Raw genomic sequence first — 18,903 nt, 5'->3', positions numbered from 1 at the left:
GCTCTCCCAGGCCCCTTACCGCACAACGGACATGACGCCACGTCACTCACGAGACCGGCGAACCGGACCAATCCCAATCACGCAATGCCCCTGGGCTGGCACCCAGCCTTGCCGGCTACCGAACCGAAGGAACTCGCACACCCCGGTCATCACGGCGTTCGCCGTCGCCTCGCTGCGAAACCGCGGTGCCCCGCCGCCGTCCCGCGACCGCGCCGGCAGCGGCTCCGCCACCAGCCACCGCAGGAACCGAGCCAGATCAAGCAGCCCCGGCCGAGCCCAGTCCACCCCATTCGCATTGCACCAGGACAGGTAGAGCGCCACGCGGCCGGCGTACACCCGCTCGGTGTTCGACGACCGGCCGCGTGCCCGCAGCCCTGCCAAGAATGCGCACGACTCCTTGTGGAGCGAGAAGCCGTCATCCACAACGACCCAGGCTATGGATCCATCCCCTGGCCGTAGCGCCCTGTCGGCGCGATACCCACCCATCATGATCACGAACATACCTAACGTCCCTACAGCTCTCGGATACTGGTCACTAGGCAGCCGGTCGGGACCCAGGACTCACATCCCTGCCGGACTGCAAGCGCTATAGATATCGAGCGCTGAGGTCGGCTCGTCGACCAGGAGGAAAGGGGCCCCTCGGTACAGGCTTCGCGCCGTGCCGAGTTTCTGCCATTGCCCGCCCGAGAGCTGGACACCGCGCTCGTAGCCCTTGTAGACGATGGAGTCCCAGCCGTGGCGCAAGCCCTCGATCAGCTTGAGGACGCCGGCCGATAGCGCGGCAGACTTCACACGGTCCATGTCGCGGACACGGTCACCGGCCCCGATCGCCACATTCGCGGCCGCGGTCATCTCCCAGCGAGGAAAGTCCTGCGCGAGCAGCCCCACCATGGCGAAGATGTCGCCCCGGTTGGCGTCGCGGAGCTCGACCTGGTCGCTGCCGTCGGCGTCCTGCCACCACACATTGCCGTCGGTGGGCAGCAGCAGTCCGGACAGCACCTAGGTCAGGGTGGTCTTGCCGGACCCGTTCGCGCCGACCAGCGCGGTCACCTCGCCGCGTCGCACCCTCAAGCTGACGTTCTGCAACGCGGGGGAGTCGGCCCCGGGGTAGGTGTACGACACGTTGTCCATGCGGACCTGATGGACGCGGGCCGGCAGCGGAGTGCCGATGGTGGGGATGGCGTTCTCGGCGGCCAGGGCGATGGCGTCTTCGGTGTCGGTAAGGAACAGCAGCTCCTCGTAGAGCCGGTTGACCTGCTGGACCAGCGAGGTCAGCCGAGCCGTCGACGCGCGGATGGCGAGGACCGCGGTGCCGCCGACGGCGAGCGGCAGTGAGCCGTCGGCCAGCAGCCACCACAGAACTCCGTAGCAGGCCAGCGACGCGATGCCCGCAAACCCGCCGGCCACCAGGTCCGTGGAGGCCTGCGCACGGGCCAGGCGCCGCTGCTCCACCTCGGTCTGGTGGGACATCTCCTCGTAGCTGGACAGCAGCTTTTCCCCGGCGGCGTGCACGCGAATCTCGCCTTGCGCGTGCGGGCGGGTCAGAAATCCCAGGAGTGAGGCGATGGCCCGCCGGTGGTCGATCCAGTGCAGCTTCGAGACGTACTCGCGGCGTGCGGAGCTGACTGCGCCCCACCCCTTGGGCAGGGCGATCACCAGCAGCATCGGCAGCAGCATCCAGTGCAGCGACGCCAGTACGACGGCGGCCGCCACCATCGAGATGAGGACGTTGCCGACGCCTACCGACAGCATCAGCATGCTGCGGGCCGAGTCCGTGCCGAACCGGCCGGCCTCCAGCACACGTTGCACCTCGGGACGCTCGGTCGCCTCCAGTTCGACCCGGGTGACGGCCGTGTAATAGCGCGCCGAGACCGCCCGCTCCACCTGTGGCTCCAGCCGTCCGGACATCGCCGTCGACCACGCCATCAGCAACGCCGCGATCACCGAGGTCGCTGCCAGCACTGTCAGGGACGGCAGGGCTTCGCGCAGCTTGTCCGCCGTCGGACCCTCCGCGAACAGATTCGTGAGCACGCTGTTGACCGCAACCAGTCCCCACGCCGCGGTCACTCCTTGCCCGAGCTGCGCGGCCACGACCCCCGCCATCGCCCGCCGATCCGTCTGCCAGCCAGTACGGAGCACCAGGGTGACCATGCGCGGCAGCGCGGCTGCCATGTGCCGGAACGAGAGCCTGGTCAGCGGGCCCTCGTGGCGTACGTAGGACTGGTCGTAGCGCAGCCGTCCCCCGTAGAGCTCGCGCTCCGCGTTCGAGATTGTGTCCTTCGCTGGCGTGGTCTTTGCGTCCTGCGGGGTATCGCGGCGTGGGCCGGTGCGTGTCAACGTCGCTCCTTCCTGACGGTTGTGGCGGCATCGTCGGTTTCAACGACCCCACCGAGTTATCGAACACGTGTCTTTCGGCCGAGTTTCGAATCCCGGTTCCATGCAGCTGCTGAAAGGTGCGGGATGCATTGCGACCGAGATTTTTACTTGGCGGACGAGCGCAGTAGCTGGCGGATCTTGCTTCCGTAACGCTGCGTTGTGGTCAGTTCCGAAGATCGGGCCCTGTCGCCAGGCGGGTGGTGATGCTGTGGGTGAGTGAGCGAGATAGCCAGGGCAAGGATCCGGTCGGACTCGAGTCGCCTCGACGAGCTTGTCGCGGCGTACGGCGAGGATGGCGCATTTCGGGATCAACTCGACCTCGCGGATGGCTGGATATCTCGGTGGAGTTCGACGTGGCGGGTGGGTGCCGGCGAGGTCTGCTGGCCGGTCCGCGACATGGCTCACGTTCCGGTGCTGTCGTCCCGGCCGGTGCGGGGGTTCACCTGGCGGGCGAAGCAGCGGCATCGTCCCGGCCTGGAGGTGATGGCGTCCACGGGCAGAGGGCACGGCTTCGAGTCGCTGGAGGAGATGCGGCTGCTGGTCGCGCTGGACTTCGTGGGGGCATCGGAGGTGCTGTCGCAGCCGTTCCGGCTGGACTTCCAGCACGGGGGCGGGTCGTCCTGGCACATCCCGGACTACTTGGCCGTGATCGGTGGCGGGATGTGGCTGATGGACGTCCGCCCGATGGAACTGATCAAGGACGAGGACGCGCTGAAGTTCGCGGCGGCCAGGGAGATGGCGGCCGCTTGCGGCTGGCGGTACTCGGTGGTCGCGGGCTGGCGCCCGCATGTCTGGAGCGTCCTTGACCACCTGTCGTCGCGTCGTCGGCCGGTGAGGGATCTGCTGGGCATGCGAGATCAGCTGCTGACGCTCATCGGCGGCCGGGAGGGGCGTGTGATGACGTTCTCCGCGTTGGCGGACGCGACCAGCGTGCCTTCCGTTGGCCGAGCCAACATCGTCCGGCTGCTCTGGCAGCGCGAACTCGGCGTTGATCTGGGCAGTCCCTTGCGCGACAGCTCGCTGATCTGGGGGGTGTGATGGCGGCGAGGGGGTTCCTGCAGGTCGCGCCGGGCAAGCGGGTCGCGCTCAACGGCGTCGAGTGGACGGTTGAGGATGTCCACGGCCAGCTCGGCCGACTCGTGCTCGTTGATGGCGGTGGCCACGCCGAAACCCGCTCGTTCCGCTGGCTCATCAACCACGCCGGCCTGCGGCTCCTGCCGGCGGCCGAAGTGCCGGGGCGCCCGGCGCCGGTCTCCCGGCAGCCCAGGACACTGGCCGACCTGACCGAGGACCAGGTGGAGCGGGCCCGGCTGCGGGCTGCGCATGTGCTCGAGGCAGAGACGGGGTTCAGGGAGGGGCACCCGGCTCGGGCCTTGCCGGGTGAGCCCCGGCCGGGCTACGACCCGCACCGCACGACGCTGACCCAACGCCGCCACGCGAAGGCGGCGGAGATGAAAGCAATGCCCCGTCCGGAGGCGGTCCGGCTCGGTCTGCAGCACCTCAGCTACCGGACTCTGGAGCGTCTGTCGGGACTCGCGGGAGACAGTCTCCTGCTGGCCTGCGCGGACGGGCGCTGGACCCGGCGCCGCAGTGGCCATCGCAGCGTCACCGAGGAGGTCCGTGAGGCGATCTTCGCGGTCAAGGCCGAGTGCGGGGAACGCGCCCGCCTGAGCCTGGCCGCCAGGCACCGGTTGATGCACCAGTACATGCGCGAGCGGTTTCCGGCGTTTCCGGCCGAGAAGATCCCTTCCCGTTGGACGTTCGCGGACGTCTGGAAGGAGTGGTTCGGGCCCGGTGGAGCCCGGCCGCGCTACGGGCGGACGGCTCAGGCCGCCGCGGAGGCCGGCGTCTCGGGCCGGATGGTGGTCCACCGGCCGGGCCAGGTCCTGGTGTTGGACTCGACTCCGATGCCGGTGAAGCTGCGCGAGACCGTGTTCGGCGACGCGGTCACCGCGACCTTGACCCTCGCGCTCGATCTCTACACGCACGGGCTGCCAGCCTTCCGGCTCACGCTGCAGTCCGACACCTCGGTCGACATCGCGATGCTGCTGCGGGACGTGATGCTGCCGCTTCCGATGCGGGAGGGCTGGGGCGAGGACATGGAATGGCCGTACGCCGGAGTCCCGGCCGACGTGATCGCCGAGTTCAGCGGGCACCGGGTCGCGGCTCTGCCGTTCTTCGCCCCGGAGACGGTCACCACCGACCACGGCGGGCCCTACAAGAACCACGACCTGGTGGAGGCCGAACGCGAGATCGGCTGCCGGATCCTGCCTGCCCGGGTGCTGCGGCAGACCGACAAGTTCGCGGTCGAGCGCCAGTTCCTCACTATCCAGACCATGCTCTTCGAGCACCTGCTGGGCTTCACCGGCGGCGACGTCGCGGACCGCGGGGCCGACCCCGAGCGCGACGCGAGCCTGACACTCGCACAGGCCGAACACGCCATCGCGACCTGGATCGTCCAGATCTTTACCGACCGTGAGTTGTGCTGCCCGTGATGTCCGTCTGGGCCTGTGACATGGACGTCATGGGCTCGTTTACCGACCGGGACCGGAACGTCTGCCATGTTCCGGAGTCGGTACGGAGGACGAGTGGTACGGCACATCGTGGTCGGGGACTTGAGGGTCCAGCGGATCGAACGGAAGGACGGACGGACGGCGATCGTGGACGATCGTCTGGCCCGAGGGCACCATCCATACGGAGGCAGACCGGTTCCTGCGCGTCCATGACGGCAGCGGCACCCAGAAGACGTACGCGTACTACCTGGTGGATCATCTGCGGTGGCTGGAGCGTGAATGCCTGGCCTTCGACGCAGTCCAAGTACGCGACCTCGAACGGTATATGGGCATCGTCGGTGCCGAGGTCCGGATGCCGCTCGGTGAGCCTTGGCGGGTCGGAAAGTGCCCCTACGGTCGGTCCGCGCTGTCGATCGCGGCGTCCTGCCTGAAGGGCTTCTACCTGCACCAAGCCTCTCTCGGCGTCAACGTCGACCTCGGTGAGAAGCTGGATGGCACCCGGCTCCCGTCGCGGGTGGACCGGCGTCGCTCGTTCCTCGGACACGTGAAATCCGCGATGCCCGCGAACCCGCTCGCGCCGAAGGGCCCACATCGCCGGCACCCGAAGATGCTCCCGGACGGGGCGAGGGACAGGCTGCTGGAGAGGGTGAACTCGGCCCGGGACCGGCTGGTGGTGACCTGGCTCGCTGACGGCGGTCTTCGGGTCGGTGAGCTCTGCGGGCTGCACCTGGTTGATTTGCATCTGCGCGAGAACGCGGCCTGCAACGAGTGCCGCAGTCCTCACCTGCACGTCTGCCATCGTTCGGGAAACCCGAACCGGGCCGAGGCCAAGACCAAGCACTCCTGGCAGGTCGAACACGGCACGGTGACAGGCGGGTTGATCAAGCGGGTCAGCCCGGCGATGGTGCACGCCTACTTCGAGTACATGACGACCGAGTACCCGCGGGGGGCCGGACACGGCATGCTCCTGGTCCAGCTCCACGGCGCCGGCACCGGGCAGCCCTGGGCGCCGGTCGGCGCCCGCCGGATGCTCGGCCGGGCCGGGAAACGCGCTGGCCTGGGACTTGTGAAACCCCACGCTTTCCGTCATACCTTCACCTCCGCGGTTCTCGATGCCGCCGACGGCAACCTGCTAATCGCCCGAGACGCCGGCGGCTGGGCCTCGGCGGCCACGGTCGACGAGGTCTACGGACACGTCGACGTCCACGACCCCACCTTCGACGCCGCTCTGCGCACGGTCTGGGGTGAGCCGAAGTGACCATGACGACAGCCCTGCTGCCGCAGCAGGATCCCCGCACAGGCCGGGACCGGCTGGAAGTCCTTACCGCGCTGATCAGCACTCCGTCGTTCGACCCGCTGTTCCGCCCCGATGTCGTCAAGATCCCGCCGAACCATGCCGTCTACCGGTGGAACTGCCTCAGCGCCGACTGCGAGCGGTCCACTATGGGACATGGCGACCTGTGCTCTTCTCACGAGATGCTCTGGCGCGAACACCGCGACCTGGGCGGAGAACGAGCCGAGTTCCTCCGCACCGCACCGCCCGTCGGCCCCGGGGAGTGGATCGAACAACGGTCCTGTCAGATCTGCCCCGGGCGGCCCGCTCGTCACCACACAATGGCGCTCTGCCGATACCACGAGTTTCGTTGGTACAACCAGCGCGGCCGCCGCGGCGGTGACCTCGACTTCGACGCCTGGCTCGTCGATCAGCAATCGCATCCTGGCTTCGGCGATTGCCAGGTCCAGGTCTGCCCGGAACTCGCAGACTCCCCGCTCGCGCTGTGTTTCCGTCACGAGCGCTGCTACCGCAGGCAAGGCAGGCCGGGAGGAGCGACGCTGCCGTCGCAGTGGGGCACCCGCTTCGGGCGCCGGGGACTGATCACACCGGTCAGCTACGAGGACGAGCTCGCCTTCCGGCGCTGGTGCGCGAGCGCCGGGGCTGTGCTCCGGCCCGCGCAGGTCAATCTCCGGGGGCTGCATCCGCTGCTGCGGGCCGAGATCAAGTGGGGCATGTTCACCTACACCCAGAAGGCACACGGCCGCTGGGAACTGGTCACCTGGCAGGGCTTGGCGAACTTCGCCCGCGAGCACGGTCTGCGGTCGCTGACGGACGCGGGCCCCGAGGAGGAACGACTGCTGCAGAAGGCGGTCAGCCGCGAGGCGGTCCACATCGTCCGGGCCGTGGCCGGCTGGCTGCAGCCCCTCTACGTGACACCGGCCGAGTCGCGCGAGCTCGGATACATCCTCACCGAGCACTACGGGCGCAAACTCACCGGCCGCTCGGTCCACATGGACCTCACGAACGTCTCCCAGCGATGGCTCCGCAACCTCATCTGGGACCACCTTGTCGCCATCCTGCGTTCTCCCGGCTGCCCGCGCAGCGGAAGCACCTTCGACGACATGCGCCGAGCCGGTCTGGAGCTGAGTACCTTCCTCGAACTCCACGCGCCATCCGGCGGCCACGACCCGCGAGCCTTGACGGCCGACCACATGCACCAGTTCGTGGCCGACCAGCGGCAACGCGAGCGGGACGGCCTCGTCTCGCTCGCGGCCAGAGGGCGCCCAGGCAAGCAGTCAATCGTGACCGACAACACCCGCCAACGCGTCTTTCACCGCACCCGGCGCCTCCTGCGCGGGGCATTGGAATCGGGAGAGGCCGAACGCCTCGGTCTGGACCGAGCGTTCATCGCCGCCATGCCCGCCCCAGGACGCACAGTCCGCCGCTCGCGATCGCCCTTCGCCGACGGCGTCGCCCGCGAGCTCGCCGACGAGGCCAACCTGCGCGGGCTCTCCGAGAGCTACGACCCGTTCGACCGCGGCCTGCGGAACGCTTGGGAGACGATCATCGTCACCGGACGCCGCTGCGGAGAAGTCCTCCAGCTCCGCCTGGACTGCCTCGGTCGCTACGGCGGACTCCCCATGCTCTGGCACGACCAGACGAAAGTCGGCAACTACGACCAGGCCCTGCGCATCCCGGAGCGAGTCCACCAACTCCTTCAAGCCCGTCAGCGCAAGACCCTGGCCCTGTTCGAGGCCCGGAACAACCGGCCGCCCACCGCCGACGAACGCGCCCAGATGGCGCTGTTCCCCACCAACATCCGCAACCGCGACGGCCATCGGCCGCTGAGCTACAAGTGGTTCCACAAGGGCTTCAAGTTCTGGATCGACGATCTCGACATCGGCCGCTGGGTTCCCCACCAGGCCCGCCACAGTCTGGCTACCAGCCTGCTGCGGGCCGGGGCAAGCCTGACCCACGTCCGCCGCTACCTCGGCCACGTCTCCGAGCGAATGGCCGAGCACTACATCCACCTGACCCAGTCCGATCTGGAGGACGTCCTTCAGCACGTCTGGGTCGCCGGCCCCGGCAGCCCCAGCCCCGGTGAAGTCCTCACCGGGCCGACCACCCCGCTCACCCGCGAGCAGGCCCAGTCCCTCGCCATCGATCTGGCCCGCCGCAGCACCCCCGCCGAGGGCGGCTTCTGCACCTTCCAGCCAGTCGTCGACGGCGGCGCCTGTCCCTGGAATCTCGACTGCCACAACTGCGACAAGTTCGTTCTCTCCGGCGCCGACCTCCTCTACTGGCGGCGCAAACGCGAACAGTGGCGGCTGCTGGCCGAGGGCGCCTCGGACGACGCCACCGCCGACTACCTCCACCGCTACTTCGAGCCCACCGCCCGCGCCATCGACGGCCTGGAGAAGGCCCTGGCCGGCCTCGGCCTCCTCGACGACGCACTCGCCCTGGACCTGCGCAAACCCCAGGACTACTTCCACCGCGTGTGGTCCACCGCCTTCCGCGCCGCCGACCTCGCCGACGCGGGCGCCGCCGAGCAGAGCGAGTACAGCGATACGTGCACAACCGACAACGACCCCGAGCAGGACATCGCATGAAGACCGCTGCCGTTCCAGAACCCCGCACCGCCGCCGCCCTGGCCGCCCGTCGGCACAAGACGGAGACCGCCCTCCAACGGATCCGTGAAGCCATCAACCGACTCCGGCGCGAGAAAGCCCAGGTCAGCGTTGCCGCCGTCGCCCGCCGCGCGGACGTCTCGCGCACCTTCCTCTATGACAACGCCGAGGCCCGAGCCATCATCGCCACCGCGATGACCGAGGCCGGAGAACGCCGGACCCAGACGCTCGCCGACCAGGACGACGAGCGCGAGGCGACCTGGCGCGAGCGTGCCCTGAACGCCGAAGACGCCCTCAAAGCAGCCCACGGCGAGATCATCGCCCAGCGGGCCCACGCTGGCGAACTCCTGGGCCAGATCCGGGATTTGCAAGCCGAGTGGACAGAAGAAGCCATCCAGCGGATCACCACCGCGAACACCACACTCAAGCAACGGGTCCGCCAGCTCACGACCGACAACCGCACGCTCGACGAGCGACTCAAGGCCGCCCGCTCCAACCTCCGCTTCCAGGACCGCCGCGTCGCCGACCTCGAAGCCCAGATCACCACCCCGCCGGGATGATCCGACTTGGCCGGTGGCCGTCGCACCCCCGGTGGGGCGGCCACCAGCCGTAGTGCACACTTGGCCGATGCTGTTGACGTTCATCGCAGAGGTCGCGGACGAGCACCTGGTCCTGGACCCGGGCAACCAGGCGACCGAGTCGCAGACCAACACCTGGCAGCTCGGCGCCGACGCCGAGGAGCGGGCGACGCTGTCCGTGGAGGAGGTGGCTGCCGCCTTCGAGAGCACCGCGAGGGCGTTGCGTGACCGCATCCGGGCCCTCGGTCTGCACGGGACGGCCACGTTCTACGTGTGGCACGACGAGCAAGCCGGACAACTGCGCTGTTCGACCTCCTCCCAGCCCCCGGAATCGCTCCCGTTCGGTGGTAACTACGTGCTGGCCGAGACGCTCGCACCGATCATTACCAGCTTCCTCGACGACAGTGATCCCGGCTCAGTGCCGTGGACCGAACTCGCATCATTCGAGTCCGATGGCCAGGACCGGGCGGAGGCCGTGCCGCCGCCGTTCCCGGTCTGGACGCGTCGAATCGGGCGCGATACCTGAACAGCCCCCTCGGTCTCGGAGCCGGGGAAAGCCAGTAGCCGCACCAGCCGAGGCCATGCGAACATCCCCAGCATGGAGCCCCAGGACGACCAAGTGGCAGGCGAGGTACTGCACGGGCGCGGCTGGCGCAAGGCGTTCACCGTCACCGAGATGGTCGACCAGTGGGCCTCGCTCGTCGGAACCGTTGAGAACGGCTACGAGGACTTCATCGACGAGTACACCAACGACCTCTACAGCCGGAACTGGCTCCACGAGGCGTGGGTTCTCCTGCCCGGGCACATGCTCGTGACCTGGAACCAGCAGATCCAGGAACTCGACGACCGCTTCCGGGCCGCGACCGCCTTCGACGACGGCCAGGCACTGTCCCAGTTTCATCGGATCAGTCAGTTCGATCCCGACGATATGTGGTGGTGGCGCCGCCACCCGCGGATTCTCGTCGGCGACCTCGGACGCGCGCTCCGCTCAGCCGGAGCCGTTGACCTGTCGCCAAGCCCTTGAGCCATCTCAGACGACGAAGTCGAGAACCACCCCATCGGGCGACATCAGAAGGTAGTGATACATCGTCACGGACATGTAGTCTATGAATCGTCGCAGTTCAGAGCCGGTATCGAGCTCCTGCGGTCGGTAAACAGATCTGGCAGAACCGCAAACTCGGCGAGTACGCCCCGAGCTGGGCGCCGGGCGAGGACCACAGCCCCAACACCCTGTTCGCCGCGGCGATGGAACAGGGCGGCTTCGACCTGGATTTTCCCGAACCGAGCTTCTACTACAAGGTCCTGCGCAAGCACCACGTGAAGGTCCATCCGCGGCGCGGAGTGAAGATCCTCGGGCTCTGGTATCACCACCCGGTCCTCGATGAGCCACGCTTCGGCGAGCCCTCTTCCCGAGGCGGCAAGCACGCGGGCCAGTGGGTGGTCCGCAGGGACCGCCGGCAGGTGTTCTTCCAGGACCCGGCCGACCACGACACGTGGCACGTCCTGCGCTGGCGAGGGCTGCTACCCGAGGGCGAGATTCCCGCCTTCTCCGACAAGACCGCCGACGCTCTCCTGGCACACGTGAAGGCGAACAACATCAGGATCCACTCCGAGAGTGAGCTCCTGGAACACCTGCTGGAGATCCTCGGCTCGGTCACCCCCGTCGACCAGTGGCCAAGCCAGGCCGACAAGAAGGCCGGGAAGAAGCGGCGCACTGCCCAGTCCCGCGAGATCGCCCGCGCACGAACCGCGGCGGCCGACCGCCCCGCCGAGCCGGGTCCTTCGGACGAGCCGGCTCCGGCTCAGATGCCTGCGGCATGGGCAGAACACGCCCGCATGATCGACCGGGCGGTCGACACCGACCGCCGCCGACGCCGCGAGGAAGCACTCGCCGGAACGCGGCCCGTCGCTCCACCGACGCTGCACGAGGCCCTGAACCGGCGGCACATGTTCCTGCCTCCGCCCCGCGACGACGCAGACGCTGAGACGACTGTCCGGGAGGACGACGCGTGACCCGAGCCCCCTCACACGGTGATCCGCTGGATGGCCTGCCCCCACGATCCAAGATCGCCGAGTTGATCCTGGGCGGCCACCCGCCGCGCGACACCTACGTCGGCTGGCAGAACTACCGGTCCCGCCGCGGCCTGCTCCTTCCCGCTCCGGCGATCTCGCTGCAGCAGTGGAGGACGATCCCGGAAAGCCGCCGCGCGGACTACGACCTCTTTCGGCATCTGACGAACGCGAATCTCCCGCTTCAGGACACACCCATGCACGACAAGGTAGGCAAGCTGATCCGGCGCCGGTTACGCGGCAACACGATGAAACAGGACGACCCGACACGCGCCGGAGTCATGGTCAGCGGCTGGGGCAACTACGGCAAGACGGCATCCGTCTGCTCAACCGCGGCCGTCTTCGAGGACCACTGGCTGCAGATGCACAGCTACCTCAAACCCGGAACTCTGCCAGGCACCCGTGACATCCACGCGCCGGTTGTCTACGTCTCGACTCCGGTGACGGCGACACCGAAGAGCCTCTGCGCCTCGATCCTGGGCTTCTTCCGCGCCGAGATGCGCAAGTCGGCCACTCTCCCGGAATTGGTACGGCAAGTCGCCGACTCCCTCCACGACCACGGCGTCAAGGCCGTGATCCTGGACGATGTCAGCCGGCTGCGAATGCACCGGGCCGACGACCAAGACGTCCTCGACCTGATCCGGGCCTTCATGAGTCTGGACGTCACCTTGATCCTGACCGCCGTCAACATCCCCGGAATCGGGCTGCTGCGTGAGTCCAAGTGGAACAAGCGGTCCGGACAGTGGGAGATGCCACCGCTGGAGTCGACCCGCATCCACGGCCTGGAGATCACCCAGACAGAGCACCGCTTCGAGCTCATCGAACTCGACCGCTTCCGCTACACCACACCGAAGCAGATCCAAGCCTTCGTCAACCACCTGGACGGGATCGAGCAGCACCTGCGGCTGCTGAACGCGAAACGGGGAATGCTCACCGACGGCACCATGCCGGAGTACCTGATACGCCGCACCGGCGGCGTCGTCGGACTGCTCGGGCGGCTCATTGAGGACGGCGCCCAGGAAGCGATGGACGGCGGCAGAGAGGTCCTCGACGAGGAACTGCTCGACGAGATCGTCCTGCGCCGGGAAGACATGACCGACGCCCCTGACGAACCCATTCCCCCGGCCAGGCCGCCCGCCGGCCGCCGGTCCTCCAGCGCGAAACGCCGGCCTCGCAACACCGTGTTCGACGATCACGGACCACACACTGCCGAAGACAGGACGGGCTGACCCATGGCGGCCCGAGCCCCGCTGCCCAGGAGCCTCGAGCCCCTGCCCGACGAAAGCCTGCCCGGCTTCCTTCTCCGCCTGGCTCATCGACTGGATCTGGCCCCGCAGCAGTTGGCGCGGCGAGTCAAGCTGATCACCCCAGAAGATCCCCATGCCAGGGTCTCGGCGGCAAATCTGCTGATGATGCCGTCAGATCGCCTGCACGCCTTCGCCGAAGCGGTCCGCATGACCCCCGCCGACGCCGACGCGCTGACGCTCAGCTCCTACGCCGACCGCTACCCAGCCCTTGCGCAGGCCCTGGCCCGCCCGGGAAGCATTCCTCGCCCCCGCAAGCTGGCCCAGCCTTGGATACTGATGAACCATTCACGCTATTGCCCGGCCTGTCTCGCAGGCGATGGAACGCCAGTTCAGAACCGCTATGGCGGGCCCTGGAAGCGACAGTGGCGGCTGGCTGTCGTCTTCGCTTGCCTGGATCACGAACCTTTCTCCGTACCGAGTGCCCGCGCTGCCGGCTGCCCGCGCTGAGCGGCAGATCAGGGAGCCCCCTGGCGTTGGTGCCCGCCGCCAACATGCCGAGGCTTCACCCCGCGCAGTGCCGCAACTCGCCGGACGGTTCCGGCAGGCGTGAAGCCTGCGGTCACCGGCTTGACGGCGCCGAACCAGCTGCTGCGGCCCTCACCCCGGAACTAGCGGACCTGCAGATCACCCTGCTGGACCTCCTGGACAGTGACGAGCCCGCAGAGCTCGCCTCCCAGCGGTTCGCCGATCTTCAGGTCGCCATCTCCCTGATCCAGGCGGGCTGGCCCGTCGCAGCCGATCTCGCCCCCGCCGAAACCCGGGCAATCCTGGAAGCACATCTCGCACCTCCGCAACAGAATGGTCACGGCCCCCGAGCGGAGGCCGAAACCACCGGCTCTCCCTCCGCGCCCGCTTGGAGCACACCGCCGGGCGACAGCATCGCGACCGCCGGTCTCCTCTTCGCGACCTACCACCTGCTCGCGCAGGATTCTTCTGAACCGCGCAGCGCTCTGCCCCAACTGCTGCGGCGCCTCCCCACCCGCGAGGATCTCCGCTGGGGCAGGACCTGGCCCATGCTCGCTCACGAGGCTTCTCCCTCGTTCCGGCGCCGGATCGACCAAGTCTACCGGCACCGGTTCTCCGCCGAATGGATCCGGCAAGGGGCCCCGACACTGCGGGCCTCCAAGGCGAACACCACCGAGAAGGTCTTCACCCCTACCCACACCCTCACGGATATCGGGATCGCTCCTGAGCACATCCCCCAATCCCTTCCCAGTTCCTGGTTGCTTGCTGCCACCCTGGAGGACTCCGAGCAGGCCCTCACCAGTCGCCGGCGACTCCGGCGCGTTCTCCCGGGCCACCTGGTCCAAGCGATCAGCGACATGAACTTCCTGGAAGCGGCAGCGTTCCTCGGGATCCCCGCGTCCTGGACCACCCAGGGCCGAGTTCTGATCAGGCCACTGACCCCCTACCAAGACCTCAAAGACCGAGACCTACCGGCCACGCTGAAGCGCCTGGCCGAGCACGTGCTCGGCCAGGCGGACATCGACTACCGGGCCCGCCGCATGCAGTTCTCCCGCTGGTCCATCGACGACGGGACATGGAACGAGCTCTGCCGGCACCACCGTCAAGGCAGAGGCCCGAAGCCGACAGAACGCACCCGAGAGTGCGCATCCGCCTTCGTCTGGAGTCGCGTCACTGGAAGCGAGTTCGCCCTCGCACCAGACTTCCAGCCACCAATGCGGCCCCACGATCGAACACGGTCCCAAGATTTGCCGCACTTGACGCTACTCCGACGCTGGGAATCGCAAGAACAACCCGTCCCCTCCGCCGAGCTCTGCAGGGCCCTCGAAGACCTCGCCAAACAAGTGGTCGCCACCCTTAGTGACACACCGTGACTAAAGGCGGATATCGGCCTGCTAACTATCGCCCTCAAGATCCGCCAACCAGATCCCTCCGCCAGCAAACGACGTGCACCAAAGGGAGCAGCACCCGCCAGAAGATTCTCGGTCGCAGGCATGCTCGGGCTGAGCCGGCTGACCGTTTAACCTCCAAGCGGAGCCGGTCGCGCTATCGTCGAGACGCCGTGCCTGACGGGGCATCGGACACGAAAACGGGGGCGGAAAAGTGGCAGTTTTGGGAGCGGCGCGTATCGGCGTGTGGGTGGTCGCCGTGGTGGCGGGTGTGGTGTCGGTGGGGCTGATCGTGGCGCTGGTGGTGAAGCCGGATATGGCCGACCGGAGCGCGAGCGTCACGGGCGCCATCGTCGGGCTCGCCGCCTTTGTCCTCTCAGTGATCACCCTCGTCCGCAGCCCCGGAACGAGCAGCGGTGGTGGGCGTCGGGTGCGGACGGGGCGGGGAGGGATCGCCGCCGGCGGGAACATCACCGGCAACGCCATCGGGAACCGGTCGAGAGTCGTCGCACCTTCGACACCGGCCGCGCCGGCTCCTGCGGGTGGTCAGGACGCGGACGTGCGTGCCGGAAGGGACGGCATCGCCGCAGGCGGCGAAGTGCGTGACAACGCGCTCGGCGACGACAGCGAACGCCGATGACCCCCCTGTGGCCAGGCCGCCGCAACGACGAGGTGGCCGCCGAAGAGGCTGTTCCAGCACATCGGCAGGACGCCGACGGTCCCCGGGAGGTGACCGTCGGGGACGGTGGTGTCGGTGCCGGAAGGGACGTATCCCACAACGCGATGGGGCAGGGAAGCCAGGTCGTTGACAACCGGCAGACCCACATCCACCACCACACCCCGCGTGAGGTCACGTGGCCGCTCGAAATCGGTGCCATCCCCAGCCTCGCCAGCGCATTCCAACCGCGCGCCGCACTACGGGACCAAGTGAACGCCGCGCACGCGCAGGGGGCGACTACGGTGCTGACGCAGGTGCTGTCCGGCGGCGGCGGGGTCGGCAAGTCGCAGTTGGCTGCAGCGTACGCCGCCGAAGCCCTCCATGACGGCACCGACCTCGTCCTTTGGGTGCCCGCAGCGGAAGTCCAGCAGGTCGTCGCCCTTTACGCTCAGGCAGCCATTCTCATCGCCTGCCCGGGCGCGACGGGCAAGGATCCGGAGCAGGATGCGCGGTCGTTGCTGTCCTGGCTGGCTACTACCGACCGGCGGTGGCTGGTCGTCCTCGACGACATCACCGACCCCACCGGAATGGCCCCCTGGTGGCCGGCCAGCCGCACCGGCACCGGATGGGTGCTGGCCACCACCCGGCTCCACGACGCGAGCCTCACCGGCAACGGACGCCGACGGGTTCGGGTCGACGTCTACACACCTCAGGAAGCCGCCGTCTACCTCCGCACCCGGATAACCGACGATGACGCCGGACATCTCCTCGACGACTCCGTCGACGACCTGGCCGCCGTTCTCGGTTATTTGCCGCTGGCGCTCGGACACGCCGCCGCCTACATGCTCAACCAAGACCTCACCTGCACCCAGTACCTGACCCGCTTTGACGACAACACCCGCAGCATGGAGCACGTGCTCCCGGAGACGGCCGACGCCGAGGGGTACGGGCGGCAGATCGCCACCACTCTGCTCCTTTCGCTCGACGCCGCACAACACACCGAGCCCGTCGGCCTCGCCAGACCCGCACTCCTTCTTGCGGCACACCTCGACCCCGTCGGGCACCCCCACACGCTGTGGACCACCCCTGCCGTACTGGCGCACCTCACTGACCACCGGGCCTCTCCCCCGGCCGACGTTAGGCCGGGGGAGCCCGTCACCGCCGAGCACGCCGAGGCGGCACTGCGGGTCTTGCACCGGTACGCGCTGATCAGCAGCGACCGTCGTCAGGAATGCCGCGCCGTACGCATCCACGCACTCACCGCCCGCGCCGTACGCGAAACCACCCCGGCCAATACCCTCCATGCGCTCGCGCAGGCCGCTGCCGACGCTCTCATGCACATCTGGCCCGATCCCGACCAGCCCGACCCCGGCCTGGCCGCCGCTCTACGCAGCAACACTGATCTCCTTCACCGGCACACCGGCGACCACCTCTGGCACCCGGAAGGGCACCCTGCTCTCTTCCGAGCCTCGGAAAGCTTGCTTGACGCCGGCCTGACCTCAGCTGGCATCGTGTCTTGGCAGGAACTCGCTGCCATCAGTCGACGGATTCTCAGTCCCGAACACGCCAACACCCTCAGCGCCCGCCATTATCTGGCCATCTCGTACGCGCAGGCGGGGCGTCTTGCCCAAGCCATACCTCTGATAGAGGCCGTTCTCGCAGACCGCGAACGACTCCTCGGCACCCAACACACCGACACACTGACCACTCGCGGCAATCTCGCCTCCGCCTTCTGGCAGGCCGGCCGCACCGACGAAGCCATCACCCTGGCAGAGGCCGTTCTCGCAGACCGCGAACGACTCTTCGGCACCCGACACCCCGACACACTCAGCGCGCGTAATAACCTCGCCTCCGCCTTGGGACAGGCTGGCCGTACCGATGAGGCCATCACCTTGCAAGAAGCCGTCCTCGCAGATCGCGAACAAATCCTCGGGCACCACCACCCCGACACCCTAGCCACTCGTCACAGCCTCGCAGGGTCCTATGGGGAGGCGGGTCGAACCCATGAGGCCCTCGCCCTGGCAGAGGCCGTTCTCGCAGACAGCGAACAAGTCCTCGGGCACCACCACCCCGACACTCTCGTCACCCGCAGCAACCTAGCCTTGGCCTATGGGGAGGCTGGCCGTACCGATGAGGCCATCACCTTGCAAGAAGCCGTCCTCGCAGATCGCGAACAAATCCTCGGGCACCACCACCCGGCAACTCTCATCATCCGTACCAACCTCGCCTCCTCCTACGGGGAGGCCGGGCGCACCGATGAGGCCATCACCTTGCAAGAAGCCGTCCTCGCCGATAGTGAGCAGCTTCTCGGCCCTCGCCACCCCCACACACTCGTCGCCCGCAACAACCTCGCCTTCGCCTATGGGGAGGCCGGGCGCACCGACGAAGCCCTCACCCTGCTGGAAGTACTCCTAACGGAGCGGGAACGCGCCCGCGGTCCGCTACACCCGGACACCCTCATCACCCGTCACAATCTAGCGCTCGCCTACTGGGAAGTTGGGCGCACCGTCGACGCCATCACCCTGCTGGAAACCCTCGTCGTAGACAGTGCACAGGTCCTCGGCCCCCACCACCCCGACACCCTGAATGTCCGCCACATCCTCTCCTCCGTGTACCACCAGGCCGGGCGCACCGACGAAGCCATCACCCTGCAAGAAGCCGCCCTCGCCGACCTCGAGCACCTACTCGGCCCGGACCACTCCAACCTCCTTAGCGCCCGCAACATTTTCGAGTCCTACCGGCATACGGGGCCGTAGGGCATGACCTCGCGGGGATCCGTGAGCAGGACGTCCCGGAACTCGCGGCAGCCGTCGGTCTGGGAGGGCGTCGATCATGAGGAAGTGCGCGGGCATCGCGGCGGCCGGTTGCGCCGACGTTGCAGGAGGCGGTGAAGCTGAGCTGTCCGTGCTGGTCGAGGCCGGTGACTTCGCCGTCGAGGACGAGCCCTCCCTGGTCCAAGCGATACGCAACATGAACTTCCTGGAAGCGGCAGTATTCCTCGGCATCCCCACATCCTGGACCAGCCTGGAACCCCTGCGGAGCAAACCACTGGTCCCCTACCACGACCTCAAAAACCGAGACTTGCCACGCTGAGACGCCTGGCCCAGCACGTCATCGGCCAGGAGAGAATCGACCACCAGGCCCGCCGCGCGCAGTTCTCCCGTTGGTCCATCGACGACAGGACATGGAACGAGCTCTGCCGACACCACCGTCCAGGCAGAGCAGAGGCTGGAAGCGGACAGAGCGCACAAAAGAGTCCGCATCCGCCTTCGTTTGGAGTCGCCTCACTGGAAGCGAGTTCTCCCTCGCGCCAGTATTCCAGCCACCAATGAGGCCCCACGATCGAACGCTGACTCTCGATATGGCGCGCTTGACGCTACTCCGGCGTTGGGAACGGCGAGAACACCCCGTCCCATCTTCCGGGCGCTTCACGGCCCTCGAAGGCCTCGCCAGGCAGATGGCCGCCACCATCAGTCACACGTCGTGACCGAGCCAGATACCGGCCCGCCAACTATCACCCTCAAGATCCGCCAACCAACTTCTTCCACCCGCTAGGGCGCGTATCGGGTTGTGATCAAGAGGTTGCCTGGGTGAGGTCTTTGATCCAGATCATCGAGGCGCGGAGGTGGAGCCCGGCGAGGTAGC

Annotated in this window: 15 protein-coding genes and 1 pseudogene; 14 read left to right on the top strand and 2 right to left on the bottom strand. The window is 67.9% G+C overall.

The annotated features are described in order from the left end of the window. Window positions 1-42 precede the first annotated feature (42 nt). Together ACGFU7_RS44425 and ACGFU7_RS44420 are read right to left on the bottom strand one after the other, a co-directional pair. The gene (locus ACGFU7_RS44425) at window positions 43-486 is read right to left on the bottom strand and encodes a site-specific integrase (RefSeq protein WP_393704158.1); all 444 of its coding nucleotides are present in this window, start codon (window positions 484-486) and stop codon (window positions 43-45) included. Between the two features lie 75 nt (window positions 487-561). Further along, window positions 562-1,908, bottom strand: a pseudogene (locus ACGFU7_RS44420) (ATP-binding cassette domain-containing protein). A gap of 864 nt (window positions 1,909-2,772) precedes the next feature. Between ACGFU7_RS44420 and ACGFU7_RS44415 the strand changes: the two are divergent. The 14 genes from ACGFU7_RS44415 (at window position 2,773) to ACGFU7_RS44350 (ending at window position 18,351) form a co-directional block, all read left to right on the top strand. Beyond that, entirely contained in the window at window positions 2,773-3,414 is a 642-nt protein-coding gene (locus ACGFU7_RS44415) for a TnsA-like heteromeric transposase endonuclease subunit (RefSeq protein WP_393704156.1), read from the top strand. Then, complete coding sequence (locus tag ACGFU7_RS44410) at window positions 3,414-4,871, top strand: hypothetical protein (RefSeq protein WP_393704154.1); 1,458 nt, start codon at window positions 3,414-3,416, stop codon at window positions 4,869-4,871. The genes ACGFU7_RS44415 and ACGFU7_RS44410 overlap by 1 nt, the downstream gene beginning before the upstream one ends. Window positions 4,872-5,139: 268 nt before the next feature. After that, complete coding sequence (locus ACGFU7_RS44405; RefSeq protein WP_393704152.1) at window positions 5,140-6,147, top strand: tyrosine-type recombinase/integrase; 1,008 nt, start codon at window positions 5,140-5,142, stop codon at window positions 6,145-6,147. A 2-nt stretch (window positions 6,148-6,149) separates the two neighbouring features. After that, window positions 6,150-8,774, top strand: a complete 2,625-nt coding sequence (locus tag ACGFU7_RS44400) for a tyrosine-type recombinase/integrase (RefSeq protein WP_393704157.1) — start codon at window positions 6,150-6,152, stop codon at window positions 8,772-8,774. After that, window positions 8,771-9,352 carry a DUF6262 family protein gene (locus ACGFU7_RS44395; RefSeq protein WP_393704150.1) on the top strand — a complete coding sequence of 194 codons (582 nt, stop codon included), beginning with the start codon at window positions 8,771-8,773 and terminating at the stop codon, window positions 9,350-9,352. The genes ACGFU7_RS44400 and ACGFU7_RS44395 overlap by 4 nt, the downstream gene beginning before the upstream one ends. A gap of 67 nt (window positions 9,353-9,419) precedes the next feature. Next, complete coding sequence (locus tag ACGFU7_RS44390; protein ID WP_393704148.1) at window positions 9,420-9,896, top strand: hypothetical protein; 477 nt, start codon at window positions 9,420-9,422, stop codon at window positions 9,894-9,896. A gap of 72 nt (window positions 9,897-9,968) precedes the next feature. Continuing rightward, window positions 9,969-10,394 carry a hypothetical protein gene (locus ACGFU7_RS44385; protein WP_382195900.1) on the top strand — a complete coding sequence of 142 codons (426 nt, stop codon included), beginning with the start codon at window positions 9,969-9,971 and terminating at the stop codon, window positions 10,392-10,394. A gap of 221 nt (window positions 10,395-10,615) precedes the next feature. Continuing rightward, entirely contained in the window at window positions 10,616-11,383 is a 768-nt protein-coding gene (locus ACGFU7_RS44380) for a hypothetical protein (RefSeq protein WP_393704146.1), read from the top strand. Then, entirely contained in the window at window positions 11,380-12,669 is a 1,290-nt protein-coding gene (locus ACGFU7_RS44375) for a TniB family NTP-binding protein (protein ID WP_393704144.1), read from the top strand. The genes ACGFU7_RS44380 and ACGFU7_RS44375 overlap by 4 nt, the downstream gene beginning before the upstream one ends. A gap of 3 nt (window positions 12,670-12,672) precedes the next feature. Then, window positions 12,673-13,194 carry a TniQ family protein gene (locus tag ACGFU7_RS44370; protein ID WP_393704142.1) on the top strand — a complete coding sequence of 174 codons (522 nt, stop codon included), beginning with the start codon at window positions 12,673-12,675 and terminating at the stop codon, window positions 13,192-13,194. Window positions 13,195-13,223: 29 nt separating this feature from the next. Further along, a complete protein-coding gene (locus ACGFU7_RS44365; protein WP_393704140.1) occupies window positions 13,224-14,585 on the top strand; it encodes a hypothetical protein in 1,362 nt (453 codons plus the stop codon). A gap of 229 nt (window positions 14,586-14,814) precedes the next feature. Next, window positions 14,815-15,240, top strand: coding sequence for a hypothetical protein (locus ACGFU7_RS44360; RefSeq protein ID WP_393704138.1), 426 nt, complete (start codon window positions 14,815-14,817; stop codon window positions 15,238-15,240). Next, a complete protein-coding gene (locus ACGFU7_RS44355) occupies window positions 15,237-18,014 on the top strand; it encodes a tetratricopeptide repeat protein (protein WP_393704136.1) in 2,778 nt (925 codons plus the stop codon). The genes ACGFU7_RS44360 and ACGFU7_RS44355 overlap by 4 nt, the downstream gene beginning before the upstream one ends. A 76-nt stretch (window positions 18,015-18,090) precedes the next feature. After that, window positions 18,091-18,351: a hypothetical protein gene (locus tag ACGFU7_RS44350; RefSeq protein WP_393704135.1), complete on the top strand. Its 261-nt coding sequence runs from the start codon at window positions 18,091-18,093 to the stop codon at window positions 18,349-18,351. The last annotated feature ends 552 nt before the right edge of the window (window positions 18,352-18,903 follow it).

Source organism: Streptomyces sp. NPDC048473 (assembly GCF_043200155.1).
GTDB lineage: Bacteria > Actinomycetota > Actinomycetes > Streptomycetales > Streptomycetaceae > Streptomyces.
This window is presented reverse-complemented; position numbering and strand designations above follow the sequence as displayed.

What these genes read in the sequence shown, in the direction of transcription:
- ACGFU7_RS44355 (WP_393704136.1), top strand. Translation starts at nt 15,237, where the DNA reads ATGACCCCCCTGTGGCCAGGCCGCCGCAACGACGAGGTGGCCGCCGAA.
- ACGFU7_RS44390 (WP_393704148.1), top strand. Translation starts at nt 9,420, where the DNA reads ATGCTGTTGACGTTCATCGCAGAGGTCGCGGACGAGCACCTGGTCCTG.
- ACGFU7_RS44415 (WP_393704156.1), top strand. Translation starts at nt 2,773, where the DNA reads ATGGCTCACGTTCCGGTGCTGTCGTCCCGGCCGGTGCGGGGGTTCACC.
- ACGFU7_RS44395 (WP_393704150.1), top strand. Translation starts at nt 8,771, where the DNA reads ATGAAGACCGCTGCCGTTCCAGAACCCCGCACCGCCGCCGCCCTGGCC.
- ACGFU7_RS44350 (WP_393704135.1), top strand. Translation starts at nt 18,091, where the DNA reads ATGAGGAAGTGCGCGGGCATCGCGGCGGCCGGTTGCGCCGACGTTGCA.
- ACGFU7_RS44400 (WP_393704157.1), top strand. Translation starts at nt 6,150, where the DNA reads ATGACGACAGCCCTGCTGCCGCAGCAGGATCCCCGCACAGGCCGGGAC.
- ACGFU7_RS44410 (WP_393704154.1), top strand. Translation starts at nt 3,414, where the DNA reads ATGGCGGCGAGGGGGTTCCTGCAGGTCGCGCCGGGCAAGCGGGTCGCG.
- ACGFU7_RS44425 (WP_393704158.1), bottom strand. Translation starts at nt 486, where the DNA reads ATGGGTGGGTATCGCGCCGACAGGGCGCTACGGCCAGGGGATGGATCC.
- ACGFU7_RS44370 (WP_393704142.1), top strand. Translation starts at nt 12,673, where the DNA reads ATGGCGGCCCGAGCCCCGCTGCCCAGGAGCCTCGAGCCCCTGCCCGAC.
- ACGFU7_RS44385 (WP_382195900.1), top strand. Translation starts at nt 9,969, where the DNA reads ATGGAGCCCCAGGACGACCAAGTGGCAGGCGAGGTACTGCACGGGCGC.
- ACGFU7_RS44380 (WP_393704146.1), top strand. Translation starts at nt 10,616, where the DNA reads ATGGAACAGGGCGGCTTCGACCTGGATTTTCCCGAACCGAGCTTCTAC.